Genomic DNA, 21428 nt, shown 5'->3' with positions numbered 1-21428 from the left:
ACTATTATGCAAACGATCAGTCCACCCATGCGATGATCGTCGATAACCAGGATCGCGCGAACAGTGGCGTCAATGACGCTGATCAGTGAATCGTCCATTTTCTGCTCCTTATTTGCAACAAGTTGTAAGGGAAGGTAGGGGTACAAGGATGACGCTGCGACCATGCAATTTCCTCCTGCTCATAGACGAGTCATCGACCCAGGCCGACCGCACGCCCGGGTACTTGCCTACACCAGCGCTTCGAGCCTGACCTCGTTCGCTCCAGCTGGTGACGGCGGTACGCTGTCTACACTGCTCGCCAATCCCATACACTTGCGTACTGATCGGTTTGAGTACCTACCACGGCATGCGTTCCGTATAGACGAGCTGAGCTTGCTCTTCCTCAATCTCCCGGCCGGTCCGGGTTGGTTTTCCCGTTGGCGAAATGAACTTGCCTTTCGCCCCCCAAATTGCCCTTCCATCGTAAACATGCCGAAGGCGGAGTTGCAACACGACGGCGGCGACCCGGTCACCCATGCCCGCACGGCGGAAAAGCCGCTGGAGCGCATGGCGGTCAAGATCGCCCCTGCGACATTCGACTCCTACCTTGGCCGTTACGAGCTGGCCCCTGGCTTCCTGCTGGAAGTGAAACGCGACGGCGAAAGCAAGATGCCGGGCAAGCGCATGTAAGACGCCCCGGAGGACGGCTTATTGTGCGCGCGCCAGGCGCTCGGTCACGCGCTGGTGGAAGTAGCCGTTCTCCAGGTAGCGGTAAAGGTTAGCGCCCGGGCAAGCGGTGTGGGCGTAATCCTTGTGCCCGTGGATGCGGTCCACGGGCACCTTGTGCTTCGCCGCCAGCAGCGCCATCAGGTCGACCACCGCGTCGAGCTGCTTGCTGTTCGGCTGCACTTCCTCAAAATTGCCGACCACTTCGATCAGCGCGTGCCCCTTCGGGTCGTATTCGGTGTTGGTGTCTCCCGCAAACGCGATGTCGCGTCCGCCGTAGATGTTCCCGTCGAGGTCGATGATGTAGTGATACGGAATGTCGGCCCAGTTCTTCGTGTTGCGCGACCAGGTCTGCAGCTTGCGCAGGTAGGCGCGCGGATCGGTGCCGGCCTTGAACGGCTCGCCCTGGTGATGCAGGGTGATGTGGTCGATCGTATGCGCGCGCACCCTGGCCGGATCGGCCGGCGTGCCGCCCCAGGCCTGCACCGTGACGATGTTCTGTTCGACCTTGGCCAGCGGCGCATCGCCGAATGTCGTGCAGCCGGCAAGGCTCAAGGCGGCCAGCGTGATCGCGAGGGTGGTGCGTACGGTCATGGGAAACTCCAAAAGGTTCAGGGCGCCATCTTTCCACAAGTGCGATCTCCCCGGCAATCTGATTTTCAAGAACGCGCCGCAGCCTGATGTCTATCTGTTACGCTTTAGGAAACAACAATCCGGGGACGCGCAGCATGAGGTCGGTAAAGGAAATTCTTCACGACAGTAAAACCATTGCAGTCGTTGGCATGTCGAACAAGCCCGAGCGCGACAGCTTCATCGTCGCCCGGTACCTCCAGTCGCATGGCTACCGCGTGGTGCCGGTCAATCCGACGTACGCCGGAACCGAGATCCTGGGCGAGAAGGTCTACCCGTCACTGCGGGAAGCGGCAGGCGCGCTGGGCGCCGGCGGGCAGCAGATCGACGTGGTCGACTGCTTCCGCAAGTCGGACGACATCCCACCGGTGGCGCGCGAGGCGATTGCGATCCGCGCCCGCGTATTGTGGATGCAACTGGGCGTCGAGAACCAGTTGGCGGCCGACATGGCCAGTTGCGCCGGGCTGGACGTCATCATGGACCGCTGCATAAAAATCGTGCACGCCTCACTGACATGAAGGCACGCGAACAGTTCCGGGTTCCGAAGGACTTCACGCTGCGCGACGAAGATGCCGGCGCCAGGCCCTTGCGCAGCGACGATGCCAACCATGGCCTCGACAAGGACCAGGTCAAGCAGCGCGAGCGTGAGTTGACCAGGCAGCTGATCGAACAGGTCGCCGTGTGCCAGGAGATGCTTTACGCGCAGCGCAAGCACAAGGTGCTGATAATCCTTCAGGGCCTCGACACCTCGGGTAAGGACGGCACGATCAAGGCGCTGTTCAGCCACATCAATCCGATCGGCCTGCGCGCCGTCGCCTTCCGCGCCCCCAACGACGACGAGCGCGCGCACGACTTCCTGTGGCGGGTACACCGGCAGGTGCCGGTGCTTGGCGAGATCGCGATCTTCAACCGCAGCCAGTATGAGGATGTGCTGGTGCCGGTCGTCGAAGGCGCCATCGACGGCAAGGAAGTCGAGCGGCGCTACGGACATATCCGCGACTTCGAGCGCATGCTGGTCGAAACGGGCACGCTGGTCGTCAAGATATTCCTGCACATCTCAAGCGACGAACAGCGTGAGCGGTTGCAATCGCGTATTGACGATCCGGACAAGCAGTGGAAGTTCGACCCGATGGACGTCGCCAAGCGCAAGCACCGTGGCGACTACCAGCGCGCCTACGAACAGGCGATCGGCGCCACCGACACCGACGACGCGCCCTGGTACATCATCCCGGCCGACTCCAAGACTCACCGCAACCTGATGGTCGCGACGCTGCTGCTGGAGATCGTCCAGGGCCTGAAGCTGCAGTTCCCGGAACCAGACCGAAAACTATCCAAGCTGAAGATCGAATGACCGTGGTCAAGTGGCATAATACGAAATTCCACCCACTCAGACCGCAGGCCGACGCCAAATGTTCAACCCTACCGTATTCGCCATGGCCGTGTTGTCCGCAGCCGCGCTGGCCAGCGCACCCGCAATGGCGCAAACCGCCGGCGCCGCGCCTTCCGCGACCGCCCGCACCAGCTGCCCCGCCACGCTGCGCCACACCTTCAAGCGCCTGCAGGACGAAGCGCCGCAAGACCTCTGCCAGTACGCAGGCAAGGTCGTGCTGGTCGTGAACACCGCCAGCTACTGCGGCTTCACCAGCCAGTACGAGGGTCTGGAAAAGCTGTACGCCAAATACGGTCCGAAGGGCCTGGTCGTGCTGGGCTTCCCGTCCAACGACTTCGGCAAGCAGGAGCCGGGCAACTCGAAGGAGATCGCCGACTTCTGCTTCAACACTTACGGCGTCAAGTTCCCGATGTTCGCCAAGAGCTCAGTCAAGGGCGCGGATGCGAATCCGCTGCACGCGGAGCTGATCAAGGCGACTGGCAAGGAGCCGAAATGGAATTTCACGAAGTACCTGATCGACCGTAACGGCAAGGTGATCGAGCATTATCCGAGCAAGGTGACGCCTGAGGACAAGCAGCTGGTCAGCAAGATCGAGCAGGCGCTGGGGTCTTGATTCACGCCTGGGACGGATCCGCGCGCAGCGGGCCTCGCAGTGCATTGCACACCACGACCTCTTGCGCGCTACCGAGCATCGCGCGCGTGATCACGCGCTCGCTTGCAGCCCATGCCGGATCCGCCAGCATTACCGAGCGCATGACGCCGGGCAGGGCGCCCGACGACAGCGGCGGCGTGTACCAGCGCCCGTCCAGCTTCACGAAAACATTCGAACGACCGCCCTCGGTCAGCTCGCCGCGTTCGTTGAAGAACAGCGTATCGAACGCACCGTGCGCCTCGGCGTCGCGCCAGGCGGCGTCATAACGGCCGCGCACGCTCGTCTTGTGGCGCAGGAAAAGGTCGTCGGAGCGCGTCGCATCAGGCGCCAGCAGTAGCTTCACCGGCTCGTCGAGCGCCAGGAGCGCCGCCGCCTGTATCGACATCGCGCCGTCCTGCCTGAGAGCGAAGCGCATGCGAAACACAGCGTCCGCAAGATCATCGCAGGCCTTGTCCAATGCCGCCGATGCCGCATCCCGGTCGAAGGCAAATCCAAAATAATCCGCCGACTTCGCGATCCGCGCCAGATGCAAATCGCGGTGAGCGATCCCGTCGCGGGTGGCGCGCATCGTTTCGAACAGCTCGAAGTCGTTCGTCAGCCCGGTGAGGAAGCGCGCCTTGAGGCGGCATTCCGCGAATTCATCGACCGGATCGCTGTCGAACACGATGCCCGCGCCGACGCCCATCTCGCCGGCGCGCACGCCGTCGTGCGCGGGCTTGAGCGCAAGTGTGCGGATCGGTACCGACATGCAGAAATCGCCGAAATCCTGCCCCGCCGCGGGCGGATCGAACCAGCCGATCGCGCCGGTGTAGATACCGCGCGGCGCCGGTTCCAGTTCGTCGATGATTTCCATCGTCCGCCGCTTCGGCGCGCCGGTGATCGACCCGCATGGGTACAGCGCCTGGTACACGTCGGCCAGCGACACGCCGGCACCCAGCTTCGCGCGCACCGTCGATGTCATCTGCAGCACGCTGGTATAGCGCTGCACGTCGAACAGCGCAGGCACCTCGACGCTGCCCGTTACAGCGATGCGCCCAAGGTCGTTGCGCAGCAGGTCGACGATCATCAGGTTTTCGGCGCGGTTCTTGGTGTCCTGCGCCAGCGCTGAGGCGCGCCGCGCGTCCTCGGCGTCATCGCCCGACGCAGGCGCGGTGCCCTTCATCGGCCGCGTCACCAGCTCGCCGCTGGAATGGCGCACGAACAGTTCCGGCGACAGCGACAGCACCGCTTCGCCGCCGGGCAGCGCGACCAGCGCGCCGTATGGCACCGGCTGGCGTGCGCGCAGGCGTGCGTACAGGCCGTGCAGCGACCCGAACGCATCGAAGCGCAGCCGGTACGTGTAGTTGACCTGGTAGGTGTCGCCAGCGGCGATGTAATCGTGGATGCGGTTGAGCGCGCGCGTGAATTCGGCTTCGTCGACGTTGGCGCGCACGCCCGATATGCCGGCGGGGCCCGCATCGGCTTGCGCGGCCAGCCATTCGCCAACCTGGGCCGGCGTCAGGTGCTCGCATCGGCCGAACAGCAGCACTTGCGCCAGCGGCGTGTCGCCGGTTTTTCCCGGGATGTGCTGCAGCTGTCCACCCAGCTCATACGCCAGCAGCGTTACCGCGTACTGCCCGCGCCCCAAAGCGCTTTGCATGTCCGCCAGCAGTTGCGGCCACGTGGCGATGTCGTCGCAGCGCAGGACTGCCTTGCAGTCGCTGTAGAGGCGCGAACGCGCCTGCCCCGCATCGGGACTGGCATCGTCAAGCAGGGCGAAACAATCAGCGTGATTCATCGTGCAGCGTGAACAATCATGCAGCGAGCATCAGGGCCAGCTGGAGCGAGGTGCCTTCGGTAGGGTTCTGGCGGAAGCCGCTTTTGGCGTAGCGGTGCCAGCGCCCGACCACGTAGCTGACCAGCAGGCTGGCGCGCGCGGCGACGTCGGCTTCGTTACCGTGTCCCTGCGTGACAGCGACGCGCAACGACTGTTTGCACGCCAGTTCCACCTTGTCGTAGAACTGGTTCATGCGCAGCTGCAGGCGCTCGTCTTCGTTGACCAGCGCGTCGCCGATCAGCACGCGCGTCATGCCGGGGTTGTTGGCGGCGAAGGCCAGCAGCATCTGCATGATGGCGTGCGCCTGCTCGACGCCGTTGGCCTCGCGCTCCGAGATCTGGTTGATCAGGCCGAACACGCTCGACTCGATGAATTCGATCAGGCCTTCGAACATTTGCGCCTTGCTGGCGAAATGGCGATACAGCGCCGCCTCGGACACGTCCAGCCGCGCCGCAAGGGCGGCGGTGGTAATCTTTTCGCCTTTCGGCTGCTCCAGCATCGCTGCGAGGGCCTGGAGGATTTGCAGCTTGCGCTGTCCCGGCTTGGTGCTTGCCATGTCGTCTCTGCGGGTAGGGTTGATTGGCTCAGCGCAGCCGATGCAAGCGGGCGGCCAGCTGACGTAGCGATTTTACTTTGACATCGACGTAAGCGGGGCGTTTTAGCATTTTCGGCAGGGCCGCGGCGCCAATCGGGTCGCTCATGCGCAGATACTGCGTGATCCACACGGTGCGCACGCCCAGCTGCTTGGCGCTGCGCAGGTTGGCCAGCGTGTCCTCGACCAGGATGGCGCGGCGCGCCGACACGCCGTACTTGCGCAGCAGGCGGCGCATCATCAGCTTGGACGGCTTGGGCCGCAGCTGCCCGTGCACGTGCATGTCCTCGATCGCCACATGGTGGCTGAAGTGGCGCCGCAGTCCAAGGTGGCGCACCACGTCGGTGGAGTAGCGGGTCGGCGCATTGGTGAACAGGATTTTGCGGCCGGGCAGGGCGCGCAGCAGGCGTTTGAGCCCGCGTTCGGTGCGTATCATTTGCTGCAGGTCGCCGAGCGCGTGGGTCTCTTCCAAAAAGTCCGCCGCGCGCACCTGGTGGTGCCTGATCATGCCGAGCAGCGTGGCGCCGTAGCGCTTCCAGTACAGCAGCCGCGCCGCGTCGACAGCTTCCGGCGTCGCCGGCGTGACGCCGTCGCCCAGCACGCGCGCGATAAACACGTTCATGTTGGCGCTGATCGCCGGGAAGATCGAATGCGACGCGTCATGCAGGGTGTTGTCCAGGTCGAACAGCCAGAGCGGGGAGGACGGGTTAGTATGCGACACAGGCACCTTTTCAAAGACCACGGGGAAAACGAATGCGACGCCAGATTATAGTGATTTTGCTTAGCCTGTTTTGCTTTGCCTTGCCTTCCGCATGGGGCGCGGACCGCGGCGCGTTGTTCAAGGTGAGCGGCAACGGCCACACCATGTACCTGTTCGGCACCATCCACGTCGGCGTTCCCGCTTTTTATCCGCTCGAGCCGCGCATCGCAGCGGCGGTGGCGGGGGCATCCACGCTGGCGCTGGAGATCGACGCCGGGCGCGATCCGGTGGCGATGGCCAGGGCATTGAAACAGCATGGCATGCTTGCACCGGGAGGAAGCCTCTATCAGCGGATGAAACCTGAACTCAGGGAGCGCCTGCAAAAGGAACTTGCCCGCGTCGGGATCGATCCCGCTGTGGTAACGAACATGAAGCCATGGCTGGCCGCCACCTTGCTGACGCTCGGCGAATTCGGCTCGCAAGGCTATCGCCCCCAGCTGGCTGTCGACCTCCACCTCGCGAAACTGGCGCGCGAGCGCGGGGTGCCAGTGACCGAGCTCGAAACGATAGACGCGCAGCTTGCCTTGTTCAGCGCGGTGCCGGAGGCCGAGCAGCTGGGCTTTCTGGAGGAGGCGGTCACGCTGGCCGAACAAGGCAAGCAGGCAGCCGAGGCGCGGCAGGCCGTCGATGCATGGGGCAGCGCGGACCAGGCCGGGCTGGACGCCATCGCCAGGCGCATCGAGGAGGATCAGACGGCGAGTGGCCGCTTCATGCGCGAGGTGGTGCTGGAACAGCGCAACGTGACGTTGGCGGACAAACTGACGCAGCTGCTGGCGCAGAAAAACAACAGCGTCGCGGCGGTGGGAGTGCTGCACCTGGTCGGAAAGACAAGCGTACCGGCGCTGCTGCGCGCGCGCGGCATGGCGGTGGAGCGGGTGTACTGAGGGGAGTGGTGCCCTTTACGTGGATTGAACACGTGGCCTCTCCCTTACCAAGGGAGTGCTCTACCACTGAGCTAAAAGGGCGACTGATATGGCGGCGAACGCCGCCACAAATCTTTAGTGCGACCGAATCATAGTTCCGAAAGCTTGCTCGGTCAAGACTTCCAGCAACAAAGAGTGCTCGATGCGGCCGTCGATGATGTGAACCGTGTTCACGCCCGACTTGGCGGCGTCGAGTGCCGACGAGATTTTCGGCAGCATGCCGCCGGAAATCGTACCGTCCGCGAACATCTCGTCGATTTCGCGCGCCGACAGGTCGGTGACGAGGTTGCCTTTCTTGTCCTGCACGCCGGCGATGTTGGTCATCATGATCAGCTTTTCGGCTTTCAGGATTTCCGCGATTTTGCCCGCCACCACGTCGGCGTTGATGTTGTAGGCCTGGCCGTCCTGGCCGAAGCCGATTGGCGAAATGATCGGGATGAACGCGTCGTCCTGCAGGGCCTTGACCACGGCCGGGTTGATCGCCTCGATCTCGCCGACGAAGCCGATGTCAAGGAACTCGCCCGGCTTTTCGCGGTCAGGCATGGACATCTTGCGTGCGCGGATCAGGCCGCCGTCCTTGCCGGTCAGGCCGACTGCCTGGCCGCCGTAGTGATTGATCAGCATGACGATGTCCTGCTGGACTTCGCCGCCCAGCACCCATTCGACCACTTCCATCGTTTCTTCGTCGGTAATGCGCATGCCCTGGACGAAGGTGCCCTGCTTGCCGATCTTTTTCAGTGCGTTGTCGATCTGCGGTCCGCCGCCGTGGACCACGACCGGGTTCATGCCGACCAGCTTGAGCAGGATGACGTCGCGTGCGAAGCCGTGCTTCAGGCGCTCGTCGGTCATTGCGTTGCCGCCGTATTTGATGACGATGGTTTTGCCGTGGAAGTTACGGATGTACGGCAAAGCCTCAGCCAGGATCTGCGCCTTGATCTGCGGGGACACCGCGGTCAGGTCGTTCTGCTGGTCGATTTTCACATTAGTCACGGGAGCGGTCATGGCGGGTCCGAAAAAGAATTGGCGAGATTTTACAGGCAAACCGGGCAGGTCTTGTGGGCATTATAGGGCCATCTTGTTGTATTTTAAGTCCCGGTCGGCTATGGTGCGGCAGTATGGCCGTCCCAGGGCGCCATATGAGGCAAAACACGATAGCGAGGATTCAACATGAGCACATGCACACGCTGCGGTACCGAGTTCGGCTGTTCGATGGCCGACGGCCTCGACGCGCCCTGCTGGTGCACCGAATTGCCGTCCGTCGTGCCGGTACCGGGCGAAGCGGCGGCGTGCTGGTGTCCAGCCTGCCTGCGGCAGCACATCGCGACGGCGCCGCCGCCGCCACAGCCGTCCTGACGACGCGCTGAACCATCTCGCATCGTCCGCATCTAACTTCCGTCACATTCCACGTTCATGACCAGGGGCCGCGCATGAGCAAGCTCTACGATGGCGACGTCGTTGCCTGGGCGCTTGAGCAGGTTGCCGCACCTCTCTTGGTTCGGAAGTGTCGGATGGATTTGGATATCAACCAGCTTGCTTGCATCGCCGCAGCCTGCACCACCGGCGCATTCGAACCTTACTTCGAACGCGCCGGCGCCTCGCGTTAGCGGCGCGTCTGGAAGAAACGCATCATTTCACGGCTTGCGTCCGGACCCTTGCTGTCCGTATAACTGCCGCTTGAATGCCCGCCCGACCACGCATGGCCCGCACCGTGGATCAGCCACTGCTCCGCGTGCGGCTTGCCTTCGTCGGTGTGATGGACGATCCGCGTGTACCTATGGCCGTTCGGCACGCTGCCAGGCTCGGTCACCGGCTTGCCTTGCAGGTGGCGTGCGCCGCGCTTGATCAGCTCGTCGCCATTGGCCGGGTGCACGGTGTGGTCCTTGTCGCCGTGGAAGACGATGATCGGCACGCCACGGGTTTCGATGTCCGGACGGCGGAAATCGCCACGCATCGCCGCCAGCGCCGACGGCAGGTCATTCGCCGAAGCGAACGGCAGCCCGGAGTGGACACCGACAGCGGCGTACAGTTCCGGATAGAGCGTGCCCATGATGGTCGCCATTGCGCCGCCGGCCGACAAGCCTGCGACGTACACCTGGCTGTCGATCACGGCATGGCTGGCCATCACCTTGCGCGTAATGCCGGCAATTATCGAAGGCTCACCCTGGTCGCGTTGCTGGTCGAGCGCATTGAACCAGTTCCAGCAGCGCGACGAATTGGCTTGCTGCGACTGGGCCGGATATACGACCAGGCAGTTCATTTCCTCGGCCAGTTCATTCATGCGCGTACCGGCGGCGAAGTCGTCCGGATGCTGGGTGCAGCCGTGCAGCATCACCACCAGTGGCACCGGCTGGCCCTTGTAGCTGCTCGGAATGTACAGCTTATAGGTGCGTGTTCCCGCCGCATTGGTGTAGCTGGCGTCGAGGAACTGGCCGGGAAGCGGCGTCGTGGCGGGACGTGACGGCTCGAGTCCGTTCATGACCCCGGGAATCAGCTGGTCGAGCAGGCTCTGCACGCCCGCAGGCGTTTGCGGCATCTTGCGCGCCGATGCTGGAACACCTTGCAAGCGGCGCAGGGCGTCCTGGATTTTTTTCGTAGCGGCTGATGGCGTATCGCCCATCAGGTTCCTGGTCGCCGCGCGCATTTGCGCCAGCAGCTTCGGATTGAAATTCATAAGTGGTCCTCGGTTGCGTTCTTAGTCTACCCAATGCGATCTCAGCGTCAACTGCAATTCGCTGCGGTGCGATAATGGCGGTTTGGCTATCTGGGCAAACGATGGAAAGGGAAACGCGGCGTTGCGTTCGCAGGAAGCGATACCGCGCCAAAATGCTGCGGTGCCGCACTGATGTCACCATACCGCTTTTTGATGGTCATGGCGACGTTTGTTTCAAAAGGATACGTGGAAAGATGATTGATTTCTCCCGGAAGAACGGGGTTTTAGAGTGGCGACCGGGGTGCGGCGGCCATGCATGTGGGATTACTCCCACATGCAGGCAGGTCACCCGTAACCGTGCCAAAATGACGCATTGCAGCAAATGCGTGCCGAACACATGGACGGCTGGGCTGTGAGCGGCGAAGTGCAATCACCCGTCCCATCGCCATGCATCAATCTGTGCGAGATGGGCCCCGACGGCCTGTGCCGTGGCTGCATGCGCACGATCGACGAGATCATTAACTGGAGCAATGCGAGCGACGATTACAAGCGCGCGGTGTGGATCGAAATCCACCGGCGCGAACAAGGCATTCAATTCGACTAGGCCATGAACTTCTACAAACCCGAAAAAACGATTACCGGTCCCGCCTACGGAACCGGCTTCAAAGTGTTCGCCACGGTGCTCACCGTCGTGCTGGTGGGGTATTCCGCCAGCATTGTCGTGCGCTTCCCCCTGCTGCAGTTCGGTATGGGAGTCAAAATGCTGCTGGCGTTCTCCGGCTTCATGCTGGCAATCAGCTATTACTGGTTCCTGCGCGCGCGCACGACGATCGACGCCGAAGGCATTCGCCAGACCTGGATGTACGACAAAAAAGTCGAATGGCGCGACGTACGCGGCGCCAAGATGATCGGCATCCCCTACCTGTCCTGGCTGTTCCCGCCGCGCATGGTCATCCGGACCGGCAACTCGTTCACCACCTTCAACGGCGGATCGCGCGAGGTGCTGATCGAGTTCGCGAAGATCGCGCTGGCATTCCAGATGAAGCGATGAACGACAACGCTTTTACCATCCCCGCGTCGATGCGCATTCTCGAGCGCGGCTGGCTCTCATCGAACAATGTCCTGTTCATCGGACGCGACGACACGGCGCTGGTCGACACCGGCTACCTGAGCCACGTGCCGCAGACGCTGGCGCTGGTCCAGCACGAACTCGGCGAGCGGCGCCTCGACCGCATCATCAACACCCACCTGCACTCGGACCACTGCGGCGGCAACGCGGCGCTCAAGGCGCACCATGGCAGCCGCATCGCGATTCCCGTTGCGGAAGCGGCCAAGGTCACGGCCTGGGATGAGGACGCGCTCAGTTTCAAGGCGACCGGGCAGCAGTGCCAGCGTTTTACGCATGACGACGTGCTCACGCCTGGGGACGAGCTGGTGCTGGGAGACATGCCGTGGAAGGTGCTGGGCGCGCCGGGGCATGATCCGCACTCGGTGATCCTGTACTGCGAGCAGGAACGCATCCTGATTTCGGCGGACGCGCTCTGGTACAACGGGTTTGGCGTGATCTTCCCGGAACTCGATGGCGAGTCTGGATTCATCGAAGCAAGGGCGACGCTGGCGCTGATTGATACGCTGGAGGTGCGGCTGGTGATTCCGGGGCATGGACCGGCGTTCACCGATGCGAAGGGAGCGGTCCAGCGCGCGCTCAAGCGGGTCGATTTCCTGGAAGCGGACCCGAAGCGCAATGGGGAGAACGCGGTGAAGGTGCTGCTCAAGTTCCTGCTGTTGTCGCGACAGAGCATTCCGCTCGATGAAGTATGGACGATGTTTGAGACGGTGCCGCTGCTGGTGTCGACGGCGAAGCGCTATTTCGGCTGGCCGGCTGACCAGATGGCCGAGTGGACCGTGCACTCGCTGGTAAGGGCAGGGGCCGCGAAGCGCCAGGATGGGATGCTGGTGAATCGGGAGTTTTAAGCCCCGGCGGCACGTCGTTCCCGCATTCGCGGGAACGACGGATACTGCCTGCGACTAGAAGTGGTACTCAGCCCGCACCATCGGGGTCTTGGCGCGGAAGCCGTTGCCGCCGGTGGTCGCCGAGGTATTGCCGAACTTGTTGTTCCAGTACTGGTACTCGAGACCGATGCGGAACTTGTTCTTCGCGTAGCCCATCACGGTGCCGATGTCGTACATGATCTGCATGTCGAGGTTGGTCTCAACGCCGGTGTCATTGCCGACTTCGTCCTTGCCCTTCGATGCGATCCAGTTCAGGTAACCCTCGAACGAGACGCGCTCGCCCAGTGGAATGCCCCATACTGCGTTGAACATCGGGTGCACGTCGAAGGTGTAACGGCCGTTGACGTTCGAAATCGGAGCGAACGCGCCGCTCGGTGCATTGCTTTCATGCATAGCCAGGATGCTGGTGTTCAGGAAGCCCGGCACGTCCCACATCAGGGTTGGACCCGCAACCAGCATGCGCTTGCGCGAGTTGTAGCCGACGTCGTTCTTGGTGTTCCAGTCGAACCCGAAGGTTGCGCCAACGCCGCGTACCTTGCCGAACTTGATGTCCGAACCGCGTACCTTGCCGAAGTCGACGGTGTGGCGATACACAACGTAGGCTTCCTGCGCGCCTTCGTCCTGGTTCAGCGAACCCGGGTCGGTTTCGTCCGATTGCAGCATGTCGACGTTGAAAAAGTTGCTGCCGTATTTGTAGCCGCTTACATGGGTCAGGCCGAAGATGTGCTTCTTGACGTCTTGTGGGTTGAACGGCTCGGCGAACTTGCTGCCAGCCCTCCAGCTGATCGAAGTATCGCTCCAGTCGGCTGCTTGCGCGCTCGCGCTCATTGCAAAAGCGGCGGCCAGGCAAAGCGGCACAAGGCGTGTCTTCATTTGATGCATTTTCACTCCAAAAGTAAGTTGCTATGAAAAGAAAGCTACCCCACGGTTGCGCTCTCTCTTGACCCAGGATGAGAGGGCCCCTGCAAACCGTGCGGTCGAAAATTTTAATACCCATTATATTTTGTTGCGTATAATCATCGCCTCTTCGGGCGACATGGGCGCCCAAATTTCTTGTTTTTGGGCGTGTTGTGTGGGTCAGGTGTTGTTTCTGCGCCTAATTCATATATCGCCGCAATACCTATGACCGATAAATGTTGCAGATACGGCTACGATAAGTGCTCGTTACATGAGCAGGGCGAACCATGACGACCCGTCTGGAATTGCACGACATCACAAAACGGTATCCATCCGTTGTCGCTAACGACAGCATCAGCCTGACCGTCGAGCCGGGACAGATCCATGCCGTGCTGGGCGAGAACGGCGCCGGCAAGTCGACCCTGATGAAAATCATTTACGGCGCCGTCAAGCCGGATGCCGGCCGCGTGCTGTGGAACGGCAAGGACGTGAACATCGCCAACCCCGCGCAGGCGCGCGAACTGGGTATCGCGATGGTGTTCCAGCATTTCTCCCTGTTCGATACGCTGACCGTCGCCGAGAACATCGCGCTTGGCCTTCCTCCAGACACCAGGCTCGACGAACTCACGCGCCGCATCGAAGAAACCGCGCGCGAATATGGGCTCGAACTCGAACCCCAGCGCCACGTGCACACGCTGTCGGTCGGCGAATGCCAGCGCGTCGAGATCGTCCGCGCGCTGCTGGCCAGGCCGCAGCTGCTGATCCTCGACGAACCCACCTCGGTGCTGACGCCGTCCGCCGTCGAGTCGCTGTTCGCTACCCTGCGCAAGCTGGCCGCGGCCGGCTGCAGCGTCCTGTACATCAGCCACAAGCTCGACGAAATCCGCGCGCTGTGCCACACCTGCACCGTTATCCGCGCCGGCAGGAACAGCGGCGTGTGCGACCCGCGCCAGGAAACGGCGGCGAGCCTCTCGCACATGATGATCGGCTCGAACCCGCCGCGCATCGAGCACGTCGAACGCGCCACCGGCGACACCATGATGGCGGTGCGCGGCCTGTCGCTGGCCAAAAGCCACCCGTTCGCGGTGGAACTGAAAGACATCAGCTTCGACGTGAAGGCCGGCGAGATCGTCGGGCTGGCCGGCGTATCGGGCAATGGCCAGCAGGAGCTGCTGGCCGCGCTGTCGGGCGAAGACCGGCGCGCCGCACCCGATGCCATCAACGTGTGCGGCGCCGCCGTTGGACGCTTGCCGCCGGGCCGCCGACGCCGTCTCGGCTTCGGCTTCGTGCCGGAAGAACGGCTTGGACGCGGCACCGTGCCGGAGATGTCGCTGGCGGATAACGTCCTTCTGTCGCTGCAAACACCATTGACGATCGCGTACGGCTTGGTGCGCCGCAATGTGCTGGCCGAGCGCGCAGCCAGCATCATCGAACGCTTCAAGGTCAAGGCCTCAGGCCCTGCCGCGCTGGCGCGCAGCCTGTCGGGCGGGAACCTTCAAAAATATATCGTCGGCCGCGAAGTGATGCGCAACCCGAAGGTGCTGGTCGTCGCGCAGCCTACCTGGGGCGTGGACGTCGGCGCCGCCGCGCAGATCCGCGCCGAACTGGTCGCCCTGCGCGACGCCGGCTGTGCGCTGCTGGTCATCTCCGAGGAGCTGGACGAATTGTTCGAAATTTCAGACCGCATGCACGTCATCGCGAAAGGGCGCCTGTCGCCGTCGATCAAGACTGCCGACGCCAGCACCGCGCTGGTCGGCCAGTGGATGAGCGGACTGTGGCCGCAAGGGGAGGGCGCGCATGTTCAGGCTTGAGCAGCGTCCCACGCCATCGACCCTGATGGGCATCCTGTCGCCGGTGCTGGCCGTCCTGCTGACGGTGCTGTGCGGCGCGATCATGTTCATCGCACTCGGCAAAGACCCTCTCGCGGGGCTGGCGGTGTTCTTCATCGAACCGGTGCGCGATCTGCAGGGCTTGTCGGAACTGGGCGTGAAGGTCGCGCCGCTGTTGATGATCGCGGTCGGCCTGGCGATCTGCTTCCGCGCCAACGTTTACAACATCGGCGCCGAAGGCCAACTGGTGCTCGGAGCGATCACCGGCGGCGCCGCCGGTTTGCGGCTCGACGAGGCGGGCCTGACGGGAGCAAGCGCGATCACGCTGATGCTCATGGCCGGCATGGCCGGCGGCATGGCGTGGGCCGCGATCACCGCCTTCCTGCGCGACCGCTTCAACGCCAACGAGATCCTGGTGTCGCTGATGCTGGTGTATATCGCACAGCTGCTGCTTAGCTACCTTGTCCACGGCCCGCTGATGGACCCGGAAGGCTTCAACTTCCCGCAATCGAAAATGCTGTCGGACGGCTTGCTGCTGCCGATCGTGCTGGCTGAAACGCGCCTGCACCTCGGCCTCGTGCTGGCCGTCGTCGCCGCCGCTGGCGGGTGGCTGTACCTGTCGCGCAGTATCTCGGGCTTCCGCCTGCAGGTCGGCGGCATGGCGCCGATGGCCGCGCGCTACGCCGGCTTCTCGTCGCGCGGCGCCTTGTGGACCTCTATGCTGATCTGTGGCGCGCTTGCCGGCCTGGCAGGCGTGGCCGAAGTCGCCGGCCCGCTCGGCCAGCTGACACCGTCTGTGTCGCCGGGTTACGGCTTCGCCGCGATCATCGTCGCCTTCGTCGGCCGCCTGCATCCGATTGGCGTCGTATTCGCCAGCGTGATCATGGCGATGTTCTACATCGGCGGCGAACTGGCGCAGTCGCGCCTCGGCATGCCGTCGGCAATTACCGGCGTGTTCCAGGGCATCCTGCTGTTCGCACTGCTCGCATGCGATGTGCTGATCCACTACAAGCTGCGCCTCGGCGCGGGGAGCAAATAATGGAAGCCTACGCAGCGCTATTGGCCGCGGCGATCAACGCCGGCACGCCGCTGATGCTGGCCGCACTGGGCCTGCTGGTCAACGAAAAAGCCGGCGTCGTCAACCTCGGCGCCGAAGGCATGATGCTGGTGTCGGCCATCGTCGGTTTCGCGGTCGCGGTCAACACCGGCAGCGTGGGCCTTGGCTTTGCGGCCGGCGCCGCGGCCAGCATGGTGCTGTCGGGGTTCTTCGCGTGGCTGGTGGTCTGGCTCGGCACCAACCAGTATGCGACCGGGCTGGCGCTGGCGCTGTTCGGCGGCGGCGCGTCGACCTACATGGGCATCAGCTATGTCGGCAGCACGCTGGACAGCCCGAAGTTCGCGGTTCCCTTCCTCGAAGACATCCCATTCCTCGGCGCGGCGCTGTTCCGCCACCATCCGATGGTCTACGCCGCGGTTCTCCTGTGCGCGGCGATTGCATGGTTCCTGTATCGCACCCGCGCCGGCCTGGTGCTGCGCGCGGTGGGCGAGTCGCCCCAGTCGGCACATGCAATCGGCTACGACGTGCGCCGCATCCGCCTGTACGCGATCCTGTTCGGCGGCGCATGCTGCGGCATGGCAGGCGCCTTTTTGTCGCTGGTGTACACGCCGCTGTGGGTCGAAGGCATGGTCGCTGGCCGCGGCTGGATCGCGCTGGCCCTGACCACTTTCGCCACCTGGCGTCCGGCGCGCGTGCTGGGCGGCGCCTACCTGTTTGGCGGCGTCACCATGCTGGCCTTCCATGCGCAGGCCGTTGGAATTTCGGTACCATCCCAGTTACTGTCGATGCTGCCCTACCTCGCAGCGATTCTCGTGCTGGTGCTTATTTCCAGCAACGCGAACTACATCAAACTGAATATGCCGGCTTCGCTCGGCAAACATTTCAAGCCGGGCGCCTGATAACGCGCCAGGTAGCATCCATCGTTCGGCCGTAATTCCCCGGCGGCCGGGCCGATGCTGATAGTTGACGGGGGTCACGATAGGAAAATCATGTCGAAATTCACGCTGCGTCGCGCCCTCTGCGCCGCAATCCTGCTGCCAGCCGCCGCGCTCTCCCAAGCTGCCCCAGCGCAAGCGCCGCTCAACGTCGGCTTCGTGTACGTGAGCCCGATCGGCGACCTTGGCTGGACCACCCAGCACGACATCGCGCGCAAGCAGATGGAAAAGAACCTGGCCGGCAAGGTCACCACCAAATTCGTCGAAAACGTGCCTGAAGGTGCGGACGCCGAACGCGTGATCCGCGACCTGGTGCAGCAGGGCAGCAAGCTGGTGTTCACCACCTCGTTCGGCTACATGAACCCGACCCTCAAGGTGGCGAAGCAGTTCCCGAACGTGAAGTTCGTCCACGTCACCGGCTACAAGACCGCGCCGAACGTCGCCAACACCAATGCGCGCTTCTACGAAGGCCGCTACCTCGCCGGCGTCCTGGCAGGCAAGATGAGCAAGTCGAACGTGGCCGGCTATGTCGCCGCCTTCCCGATTCCTGAAGTCCTGCAGGGCATCAACGCATTCACGATCGGCATGCGCAGCGTGAACCCGAAGGCACAGGTCAAGATCGTCTGGGTCAACAGCTGGTTCGACCCGGGCAAGGAACGCGACGCAACGCTGACGCTGCTGGGACAGGGCGCCGACGTGGTCACCCACCACACCGACTCGACCGCCGTGGTGCAGGCTGCCCAGGAAAAGGGCAAGTACGCGATCGCCTACCACTCGGACATGAGCAAGTTCGGTCCGAAGTCGCAGCTGGCAGCGGTCACCCACCACTGGGGCGACTACTACACCAAACAAGCCAAAATGGTGCTCGACGGCACCTGGAAGACCAGCAGCACCTGGGGCGGCATCAAGGACGGCATGGTCAAGCTGGAAGGCATCTCGGCAGCCGTACCGGCTGACGTGAGGAAGCTGGTGCAGGAGCGCGAAAAGGCGATGGTCGCCGGCACCCTGAACCCGTTCACCGGCCCGATCAAGGACAACGCCGGCAAGGTTCGCCTCGCCACGGGTACGCTGGATGATGCTGGCCTGAACAAGATGGATTACTTCGTCGAAGGCGTGCAGGGCAAGGTCGGCAAGTAAGTTAGCACTTGCTCTCACGACCTTGGAAGCGGCTGTGGATTGTTCCATCGCCGCTTTTTTCTTTTCTAGACTAGCACGATCGTTCTTTTTTCGAACTATAATAAGTTCGCTGTCCCGATCAACTTCCGTCTGCGAGTTCCCGCCATGGCATTACCCGCCGCGTTACAAAACCTCAGCCTCCCCGTCATCGCCTCGCCGATGTTCATCGCCAGCGGACCGCAACTGGTCGCGGCGCAATGCAAGGCCGGCATCGTCGGCGCCTTCCCGGCGCTCAATGCCCGTCCCGCGGAGCTTCTGGACACCTGGCTGACCGACCTGCAAAAGGAACTGGCCGAGTTCCAGCAAGCGAATCCCGGCAAGCGGGTAGGGCCGATCGCGGTCAACCAGATCGTCCACCAGTCCAACGACCGGCTCGAACATGACGTCGAGGTCTGCGTGCGCCATAAGGTGCCGATCATCATTTCGTCGCTGCGCGCGCCGCCGAAGGAAATGATGGACGCGGTTCACAGCTACGGCGGCATCGTCATGCATGACGTGATTTCGATCCGCCACGCGCAGAAGGCGCTCGAGGCCGGCGTCGATGGCCTGATCCTGGTGGCGGCTGGCGCGGGCGGGCATGCTGGCGCGCTGTCGCCGTTTGCGCTGGTCGGCGAGGTGCGCAAGTTCTTCGATGGTCCGCTGGCGCTGTCAGGCTCGATCGCTACCGGCGGCGCGATTCTCGCGGCGCAGGCGATGGGCGCTGACCTGGCGTACATCGGCTCGCGCTGGCTGGCGACGAAGGAGTCGAACGTCAGCGAGGACTACCGCAATGCGATTGTGGAATCGGCGGCGTCGGATATCGTGTACACCAACCTGTTTACCGGCGTGCATGGGAACTACCTGAAGAAATCGATCGTCAACGCGGGACTCGATCCGGAGGCGCTGCCGGAGTCGGACAAGAGCAAGATGAGCTTTGGATCGGGCAGCGCGAAGGCGTGGCGCGATATCTGGGGCGCGGGCCAGGGCGTCGGCTTGATGGATGACGTGCCGACCGTGGCCGAGATGGTGGAGCGGTTGAAGCGCGAATATGACGCGGCGCGTGGGCGGCTTTGCTTGTCGTAGAAAATGAAAAGGGACGGCGATGCCGTCCCTTTTAGGTTTACGCAATCCGTGCTTAATCGCGCGGCTTCAGGTCTTCCTCGCGAATCGCCCACAATCCCGGCAGGTTCCGCCAGTAGCCATACACATCCATCCCAAATCCAACCACAAACTTGTTCGGAATCGTCAGCCCGACGATATCGGCGTGCACCGGCTTGGCGCGCTTGAGGTCCTTGTCCGCGAACACCGCCAGGATCACCTCCGAAGCGCCCATGTCCAGCAAGCGCTGCTTCACATGCGCCAGCGTCTCGCCCTCGTCGAGGATGTCGTCGACCACGATAATCGTGCGGCCCTCGACGTTCGAGCGCGGAATCACCTTCCACACCACCTGGCCGCCCGTGTCGTCGTCGCCGTAGCGGGTCACATGGATGTAATCGAACTCGAGCGGGAAGTCGAGCTGGGTCAGCAGCTGGCCGGTGAAGACGACAGCGCCGCCCATCACGCCCAGCACGAGCGGGAAGGCCTCGTCGTCGGGATTGCCAAAGCGCTCGTTGAGGGTGCCGGCGACGCGCGTAACAGCCGCCTTGACGATGTCCGCGTCGAAGATTTCTTCGGCATTCTTGATCAGGTCGCGCGCGCGCTTGTAGTGGAAGTCTTGCATGGTGGTCACGGTAAAAAGGAGACCCAGCAATTATCCTTCATATCCCATCGACAGGCCGGACGGCAGTTGGTTTTCTGCCACAAGCTAACTGTAGTCGCGCGCGTCCTCGATAACCTTGCCGTCCGCGGGGAGCGAACCCGGCGCCGCGAACACGACCTCGCCACGCAGCTTGGTCACCTCGCGGATCGAGCCGATGATGGCCGCTTGCAGATCGGCCGATGCCTCGCCTGACACTTCACAGTGCAGCGTCATCGCATCGTTGGCCATGCGGCCCGACACCACCAGGCGCGCTTTCAATACCTCGGGATGACGGCGCACAATATTGTCGACCTGCGATGGGTGCACGAACATCGCGCGTATTTTGGTGGTCTGGTCGGCGCGTCCCATCCAGCCTTTGATGCGGTCGTTGGTGCGCCCGCATTTCGACGGCGGCGCGCCGACCAGCAGCGCCGACATGTCGCCCGTCGCAAAGCGGATCAGCGGATAGTCGGGATTGAACGAGGTGACCACGACTTCGCCCGTGTCGCCCGGCGCGACAGGCTCGCCGCTGCCCGGCCGGACGATTTCGACGATCAGGTCTTCGTCGAGCACCATGCCCGGATTGACCACGCCATCGCTGACGGTTTCGTAGGCGATGCTGCCGATATCGGCCGATGCATAGGTCTGGATCACGTTCGGTACGCCGTTCTCCTGGAACCACGCGCGCAGCGATTGCGGCAGCGCTTCGGCGCCCATCACCGCGTTGCGCACGCTGCTGATGTCGGCGCCCATCTCACGCGCCTTTTCGATGATGATGCGCAGGAACGAGGGCGTGCCGACGTAGGTGTCCGGCTTGAGGTCGGCCATCGCCTGCACCTGCATCTCGGTCTGTCCGGCGCCGGCCGGGATCACCGCGCTGCCAATGCGGAACGCGCCGCCTTCAACCATGAAGGCCGCCGGCGTGAAGTGGTACGAGAAGCAGTTCTGCAGCAGGCCGCCATTGCGCACGCCGCCCGCATACAGCGGCCGCGCGAAGCGCCACCAGTCCTGGCCGCGTCCTTCCGGATCGAAGATCGGGCCCGGCGAGATGAACACGCGCGACATGTCGGACAGCGGCGTCGTGTTCAGGCCGCCGAACGGCATCGGGTCTTTCTGCAGCGTTTTCAGGTCCGACTTGCGCGTGATCGGCAGCATCGCCAGCGCCGCGCGGCTGTCGATCGAGGCTGGATCGACGCCGTCCAGGATGCGCTGCCAGCCGGGCGCGCGCTTGGCCAGCGCGACGAGCTGCGGCAGCCGCGCCATCAGGTCGCGTTCACGATCAAAGGGGTCGCGGGTTTCCAGCGCGTCCAGGGTATCGATGGTCATGCCGCTTCTCCTATTTCGCGCTGAAGCTTCTTGGTCAGCTTCGCGAATGCCAGTTCGTAGGAACGGCGCAGCAGCTGCGCCGCTTCGCCGTCGCTCAGCGCCCTGGTGTCGTCGGTGTACACCCACTTGAGCCGCGCCATGTAAGGCGCGGGGATGATTCCCGGACGGTCGGTCAGTTCGAGGAAGCGGTCGTCGTCCACCTTGAAACTGATGCGCCGCGCGGGCAGGTCTGCGTTGGTAGCGGCGAACATCTTGCCGCCTACCGAAAACACCGTGACTTCACCCCACTTGAGGTCCTGGGTGGCGCCGGGGAAGGTCAGGCACACCGTTTTTGCTGATTCAAAGTCCATGCTTGTTCTT

At 63.2% G+C, this 21428-nt stretch carries 25 protein-coding genes and 1 tRNA gene; 15 read left to right on the top strand and 11 right to left on the bottom strand.

The features are described from left to right. Nucleotides 1-483: 483 nt before the first annotated feature. Nucleotides 484-669 carry a hypothetical protein gene (locus HHL21_RS04935; protein WP_169464140.1) on the top strand — a complete coding sequence of 62 codons (186 nt, stop codon included), beginning with the start codon at nucleotides 484-486 and terminating at the stop codon, nucleotides 667-669. An 18-nt stretch (nucleotides 670-687) separates the two neighbouring features. On the opposite strand, the gene HHL21_RS04930 is transcribed toward HHL21_RS04935, so the two are convergent. Next, nucleotides 688-1299 carry a peptidoglycan recognition protein family protein gene (locus HHL21_RS04930; protein ID WP_169464139.1) on the bottom strand — a complete coding sequence of 204 codons (612 nt, stop codon included), beginning with the start codon at nucleotides 1297-1299 and terminating at the stop codon, nucleotides 688-690. Between the two features lie 188 nt (nucleotides 1300-1487). On the opposite strand from HHL21_RS04930, the gene HHL21_RS04925 reads away from it, so the two are divergent. The 3 genes from HHL21_RS04925 to HHL21_RS04915 are packed head-to-tail and all read left to right on the top strand — an operon-like array spanning nucleotide 1488 to nucleotide 3338. Next, entirely contained in the window at nucleotides 1488-1853 is a 366-nt protein-coding gene (locus HHL21_RS04925; RefSeq protein ID WP_308640220.1) for a CoA-binding protein, read from the top strand. Beyond that, nucleotides 1850-2686 carry a PPK2 family polyphosphate kinase gene (locus HHL21_RS04920; RefSeq protein WP_169464137.1) on the top strand — a complete coding sequence of 279 codons (837 nt, stop codon included), beginning with the start codon at nucleotides 1850-1852 and terminating at the stop codon, nucleotides 2684-2686. The genes HHL21_RS04925 and HHL21_RS04920 overlap by 4 nt, the downstream gene beginning before the upstream one ends. Before the next feature lie 58 nt (nucleotides 2687-2744). After that, a complete protein-coding gene (locus tag HHL21_RS04915) occupies nucleotides 2745-3338 on the top strand; it encodes a glutathione peroxidase (RefSeq protein ID WP_169464136.1) in 594 nt (197 codons plus the stop codon). A gap of 1 nt (nucleotide 3339) precedes the next feature. Here the strand turns inward: HHL21_RS04915 and pabB are convergent, their stop codons facing one another. Genes pabB through HHL21_RS04900 form a run of 3 tightly spaced genes read right to left on the bottom strand, consistent with a single transcriptional unit; the run spans nucleotide 3340 to nucleotide 6512 of the window. Beyond that, entirely contained in the window at nucleotides 3340-5154 is a 1815-nt protein-coding gene (gene pabB / locus HHL21_RS04910) for an aminodeoxychorismate synthase component I (RefSeq protein WP_169464135.1), read from the bottom strand. A 16-nt stretch (nucleotides 5155-5170) separates the two neighbouring features. Then, the gene (gene slmA, locus HHL21_RS04905) at nucleotides 5171-5749 is read right to left on the bottom strand and encodes a nucleoid occlusion factor SlmA (protein ID WP_169464134.1); all 579 of its coding nucleotides are present in this window, start codon (nucleotides 5747-5749) and stop codon (nucleotides 5171-5173) included. A gap of 28 nt (nucleotides 5750-5777) precedes the next feature. Beyond that, nucleotides 5778-6512 (bottom strand): pyrimidine 5'-nucleotidase, encoded by a 735-nt coding sequence (locus tag HHL21_RS04900; protein ID WP_169464406.1) that lies wholly within the window; start codon nucleotides 6510-6512, stop codon nucleotides 5778-5780. Nucleotides 6513-6538: 26 nt separating this feature from the next. On the opposite strand from HHL21_RS04900, the gene HHL21_RS04895 reads away from it, so the two are divergent. Continuing rightward, on the top strand, nucleotides 6539-7429 hold the full coding sequence (locus HHL21_RS04895; protein ID WP_169464133.1) for a TraB/GumN family protein: 891 nt from the start codon (nucleotides 6539-6541) through the stop codon (nucleotides 7427-7429). A gap of 6 nt (nucleotides 7430-7435) precedes the next feature. On the opposite strand, the gene HHL21_RS04890 is transcribed toward HHL21_RS04895, so the two are convergent. Both HHL21_RS04890 and argB read right to left on the bottom strand, forming a co-directional pair. Then, nucleotides 7436-7510, bottom strand: a tRNA-Thr gene (locus HHL21_RS04890). A 33-nt stretch (nucleotides 7511-7543) separates the two neighbouring features. Further along, complete coding sequence (argB, locus tag HHL21_RS04885) at nucleotides 7544-8470, bottom strand: acetylglutamate kinase (RefSeq protein ID WP_169464132.1); 927 nt, start codon at nucleotides 8468-8470, stop codon at nucleotides 7544-7546. A gap of 165 nt (nucleotides 8471-8635) precedes the next feature. Between argB and HHL21_RS04880 the strand changes: the two genes are divergently transcribed. Both HHL21_RS04880 and HHL21_RS04875 read left to right on the top strand, forming a co-directional pair. Beyond that, a complete protein-coding gene (locus tag HHL21_RS04880) occupies nucleotides 8636-8821 on the top strand; it encodes a cysteine-rich CWC family protein (protein ID WP_169464131.1) in 186 nt (61 codons plus the stop codon). Nucleotides 8822-8895: 74 nt separating this feature from the next. Next, a complete protein-coding gene (locus tag HHL21_RS04875; protein ID WP_169464130.1) occupies nucleotides 8896-9072 on the top strand; it encodes a hypothetical protein in 177 nt (58 codons plus the stop codon). Here HHL21_RS04875 and HHL21_RS04870 read toward each other — a convergent pair. After that, nucleotides 9069-10139: an extracellular catalytic domain type 1 short-chain-length polyhydroxyalkanoate depolymerase gene (locus tag HHL21_RS04870; RefSeq protein ID WP_169464129.1), complete on the bottom strand. Its 1071-nt coding sequence runs from the start codon at nucleotides 10137-10139 to the stop codon at nucleotides 9069-9071. The genes HHL21_RS04875 and HHL21_RS04870 overlap by 4 nt on opposite strands. 361 nt (nucleotides 10140-10500) lie before the next feature. Between HHL21_RS04870 and HHL21_RS04865 the strand changes: the two genes are divergently transcribed. From HHL21_RS04865 to HHL21_RS04855, 3 genes are read left to right on the top strand one after another with little or no spacing between them, the layout of a single operon-like run. Further along, nucleotides 10501-10722 (top strand): DUF1289 domain-containing protein, encoded by a 222-nt coding sequence (locus tag HHL21_RS04865; protein WP_169464128.1) that lies wholly within the window; start codon nucleotides 10501-10503, stop codon nucleotides 10720-10722. Between the two features lie 3 nt (nucleotides 10723-10725). Then, nucleotides 10726-11169: a hypothetical protein gene (locus HHL21_RS04860; protein ID WP_169464127.1), complete on the top strand. Its 444-nt coding sequence runs from the start codon at nucleotides 10726-10728 to the stop codon at nucleotides 11167-11169. Next, the gene (locus HHL21_RS04855) at nucleotides 11166-12092 is read left to right on the top strand and encodes an MBL fold metallo-hydrolase (protein ID WP_169464126.1); all 927 of its coding nucleotides are present in this window, start codon (nucleotides 11166-11168) and stop codon (nucleotides 12090-12092) included. Before HHL21_RS04860 ends, HHL21_RS04855 begins: the two co-directional genes overlap by 4 nt. Before the next feature lie 54 nt (nucleotides 12093-12146). On the opposite strand, the gene HHL21_RS04850 is transcribed toward HHL21_RS04855, so the two are convergent. Continuing rightward, nucleotides 12147-13004, bottom strand: a complete 858-nt coding sequence (locus HHL21_RS04850; protein ID WP_169464125.1) for an outer envelope protein — start codon at nucleotides 13002-13004, stop codon at nucleotides 12147-12149. 311 nt (nucleotides 13005-13315) lie between these two features. Between HHL21_RS04850 and HHL21_RS04845 the strand changes: the two genes are divergently transcribed. The 5 genes from HHL21_RS04845 (at nucleotide 13316) to HHL21_RS04825 (ending at nucleotide 19087) form a co-directional block, all read left to right on the top strand. Beyond that, entirely contained in the window at nucleotides 13316-14839 is a 1524-nt protein-coding gene (locus tag HHL21_RS04845) for an ABC transporter ATP-binding protein (RefSeq protein WP_169464124.1), read from the top strand. After that, nucleotides 14826-15896 carry an ABC transporter permease gene (locus tag HHL21_RS04840; RefSeq protein WP_169464123.1) on the top strand — a complete coding sequence of 357 codons (1071 nt, stop codon included), beginning with the start codon at nucleotides 14826-14828 and terminating at the stop codon, nucleotides 15894-15896. The genes HHL21_RS04845 and HHL21_RS04840 overlap by 14 nt, the downstream gene beginning before the upstream one ends. After that, the gene (locus HHL21_RS04835; RefSeq protein WP_169464122.1) at nucleotides 15896-16813 is read left to right on the top strand and encodes an ABC transporter permease; all 918 of its coding nucleotides are present in this window, start codon (nucleotides 15896-15898) and stop codon (nucleotides 16811-16813) included. Before HHL21_RS04840 ends, HHL21_RS04835 begins: the two co-directional genes overlap by 1 nt. 90 nt (nucleotides 16814-16903) lie before the next feature. Further along, entirely contained in the window at nucleotides 16904-17986 is a 1083-nt protein-coding gene (locus tag HHL21_RS04830) for a BMP family ABC transporter substrate-binding protein (protein WP_169464121.1), read from the top strand. A 144-nt stretch (nucleotides 17987-18130) separates the two neighbouring features. After that, a complete protein-coding gene (locus tag HHL21_RS04825) occupies nucleotides 18131-19087 on the top strand; it encodes an NAD(P)H-dependent flavin oxidoreductase (protein WP_169464120.1) in 957 nt (318 codons plus the stop codon). A gap of 52 nt (nucleotides 19088-19139) precedes the next feature. Here HHL21_RS04825 and HHL21_RS04820 read toward each other — a convergent pair whose 3' ends face one another. The 3 genes from HHL21_RS04820 to HHL21_RS04810 all read right to left on the bottom strand — a co-directional run bounded on the left by HHL21_RS04820 (nucleotide 19140) and on the right by HHL21_RS04810 (nucleotide 21418). Further along, complete coding sequence (locus tag HHL21_RS04820; RefSeq protein ID WP_169464405.1) at nucleotides 19140-19724, bottom strand: hypoxanthine-guanine phosphoribosyltransferase; 585 nt, start codon at nucleotides 19722-19724, stop codon at nucleotides 19140-19142. Nucleotides 19725-19808: 84 nt separating this feature from the next. Next, nucleotides 19809-21068, bottom strand: coding sequence for a phenylacetate--CoA ligase family protein (locus HHL21_RS04815; RefSeq protein ID WP_169464119.1), 1260 nt, complete (start codon nucleotides 21066-21068; stop codon nucleotides 19809-19811). Beyond that, the gene (locus HHL21_RS04810) at nucleotides 21065-21418 is read right to left on the bottom strand and encodes an MmcQ/YjbR family DNA-binding protein (RefSeq protein ID WP_169464118.1); all 354 of its coding nucleotides are present in this window, start codon (nucleotides 21416-21418) and stop codon (nucleotides 21065-21067) included. Before HHL21_RS04810 ends, HHL21_RS04815 begins: the two co-directional genes overlap by 4 nt. Nucleotides 21419-21428: the final 10 nt, after the last annotated feature.

It is taken from the genome of Massilia polaris (assembly GCF_012927275.1).
GTDB classification, from domain to species: Bacteria; Pseudomonadota; Gammaproteobacteria; order Burkholderiales; family Burkholderiaceae_D; genus Telluria_A; species Telluria_A polaris.
The sequence above is the reverse complement of the archived record's forward strand: the minus strand, read 5'-3'. Positions and strand labels throughout refer to the sequence as shown.

Bases quoted from the DNA above. Each gene is read 5' to 3' on its own strand.
- HHL21_RS04930 (WP_169464139.1), bottom strand. From the start codon at position 1,299: ATGACCGTACGCACCACCCTCGCGATCACGCTGGCCGCCTTGAGCCTT.
- HHL21_RS04925 (WP_308640220.1), top strand. From the start codon at position 1,488: ATGTCGAACAAGCCCGAGCGCGACAGCTTCATCGTCGCCCGGTACCTC.
- HHL21_RS04920 (WP_169464137.1), top strand. From the start codon at position 1,850: ATGAAGGCACGCGAACAGTTCCGGGTTCCGAAGGACTTCACGCTGCGC.
- HHL21_RS04915 (WP_169464136.1), top strand. From the start codon at position 2,745: ATGTTCAACCCTACCGTATTCGCCATGGCCGTGTTGTCCGCAGCCGCG.
- pabB (WP_169464135.1), bottom strand. From the start codon at position 5,154: ATGAATCACGCTGATTGTTTCGCCCTGCTTGACGATGCCAGTCCCGAT.
- slmA (WP_169464134.1), bottom strand. From the start codon at position 5,749: ATGGCAAGCACCAAGCCGGGACAGCGCAAGCTGCAAATCCTCCAGGCC.
- HHL21_RS04895 (WP_169464133.1), top strand. From the start codon at position 6,539: ATGCGACGCCAGATTATAGTGATTTTGCTTAGCCTGTTTTGCTTTGCC.
- argB (WP_169464132.1), bottom strand. From the start codon at position 8,470: ATGACCGCTCCCGTGACTAATGTGAAAATCGACCAGCAGAACGACCTG.
- HHL21_RS04880 (WP_169464131.1), top strand. From the start codon at position 8,636: ATGAGCACATGCACACGCTGCGGTACCGAGTTCGGCTGTTCGATGGCC.
- HHL21_RS04875 (WP_169464130.1), top strand. From the start codon at position 8,896: ATGAGCAAGCTCTACGATGGCGACGTCGTTGCCTGGGCGCTTGAGCAG.
- HHL21_RS04870 (WP_169464129.1), bottom strand. From the start codon at position 10,139: ATGAATTTCAATCCGAAGCTGCTGGCGCAAATGCGCGCGGCGACCAGG.
- HHL21_RS04865 (WP_169464128.1), top strand. From the start codon at position 10,501: ATGCGTGCCGAACACATGGACGGCTGGGCTGTGAGCGGCGAAGTGCAA.
- HHL21_RS04860 (WP_169464127.1), top strand. From the start codon at position 10,726: ATGAACTTCTACAAACCCGAAAAAACGATTACCGGTCCCGCCTACGGA.
- HHL21_RS04855 (WP_169464126.1), top strand. From the start codon at position 11,166: ATGAACGACAACGCTTTTACCATCCCCGCGTCGATGCGCATTCTCGAG.
- HHL21_RS04850 (WP_169464125.1), bottom strand. From the start codon at position 13,004: ATGAAGACACGCCTTGTGCCGCTTTGCCTGGCCGCCGCTTTTGCAATG.
- HHL21_RS04845 (WP_169464124.1), top strand. From the start codon at position 13,316: ATGACGACCCGTCTGGAATTGCACGACATCACAAAACGGTATCCATCC.
- HHL21_RS04840 (WP_169464123.1), top strand. From the start codon at position 14,826: ATGTTCAGGCTTGAGCAGCGTCCCACGCCATCGACCCTGATGGGCATC.
- HHL21_RS04835 (WP_169464122.1), top strand. From the start codon at position 15,896: ATGGAAGCCTACGCAGCGCTATTGGCCGCGGCGATCAACGCCGGCACG.
- HHL21_RS04830 (WP_169464121.1), top strand. From the start codon at position 16,904: ATGTCGAAATTCACGCTGCGTCGCGCCCTCTGCGCCGCAATCCTGCTG.
- HHL21_RS04825 (WP_169464120.1), top strand. From the start codon at position 18,131: ATGGCATTACCCGCCGCGTTACAAAACCTCAGCCTCCCCGTCATCGCC.
- HHL21_RS04820 (WP_169464405.1), bottom strand. From the start codon at position 19,724: ATGCAAGACTTCCACTACAAGCGCGCGCGCGACCTGATCAAGAATGCC.
- HHL21_RS04815 (WP_169464119.1), bottom strand. From the start codon at position 21,068: ATGACCATCGATACCCTGGACGCGCTGGAAACCCGCGACCCCTTTGAT.
- HHL21_RS04810 (WP_169464118.1), bottom strand. From the start codon at position 21,418: ATGGACTTTGAATCAGCAAAAACGGTGTGCCTGACCTTCCCCGGCGCC.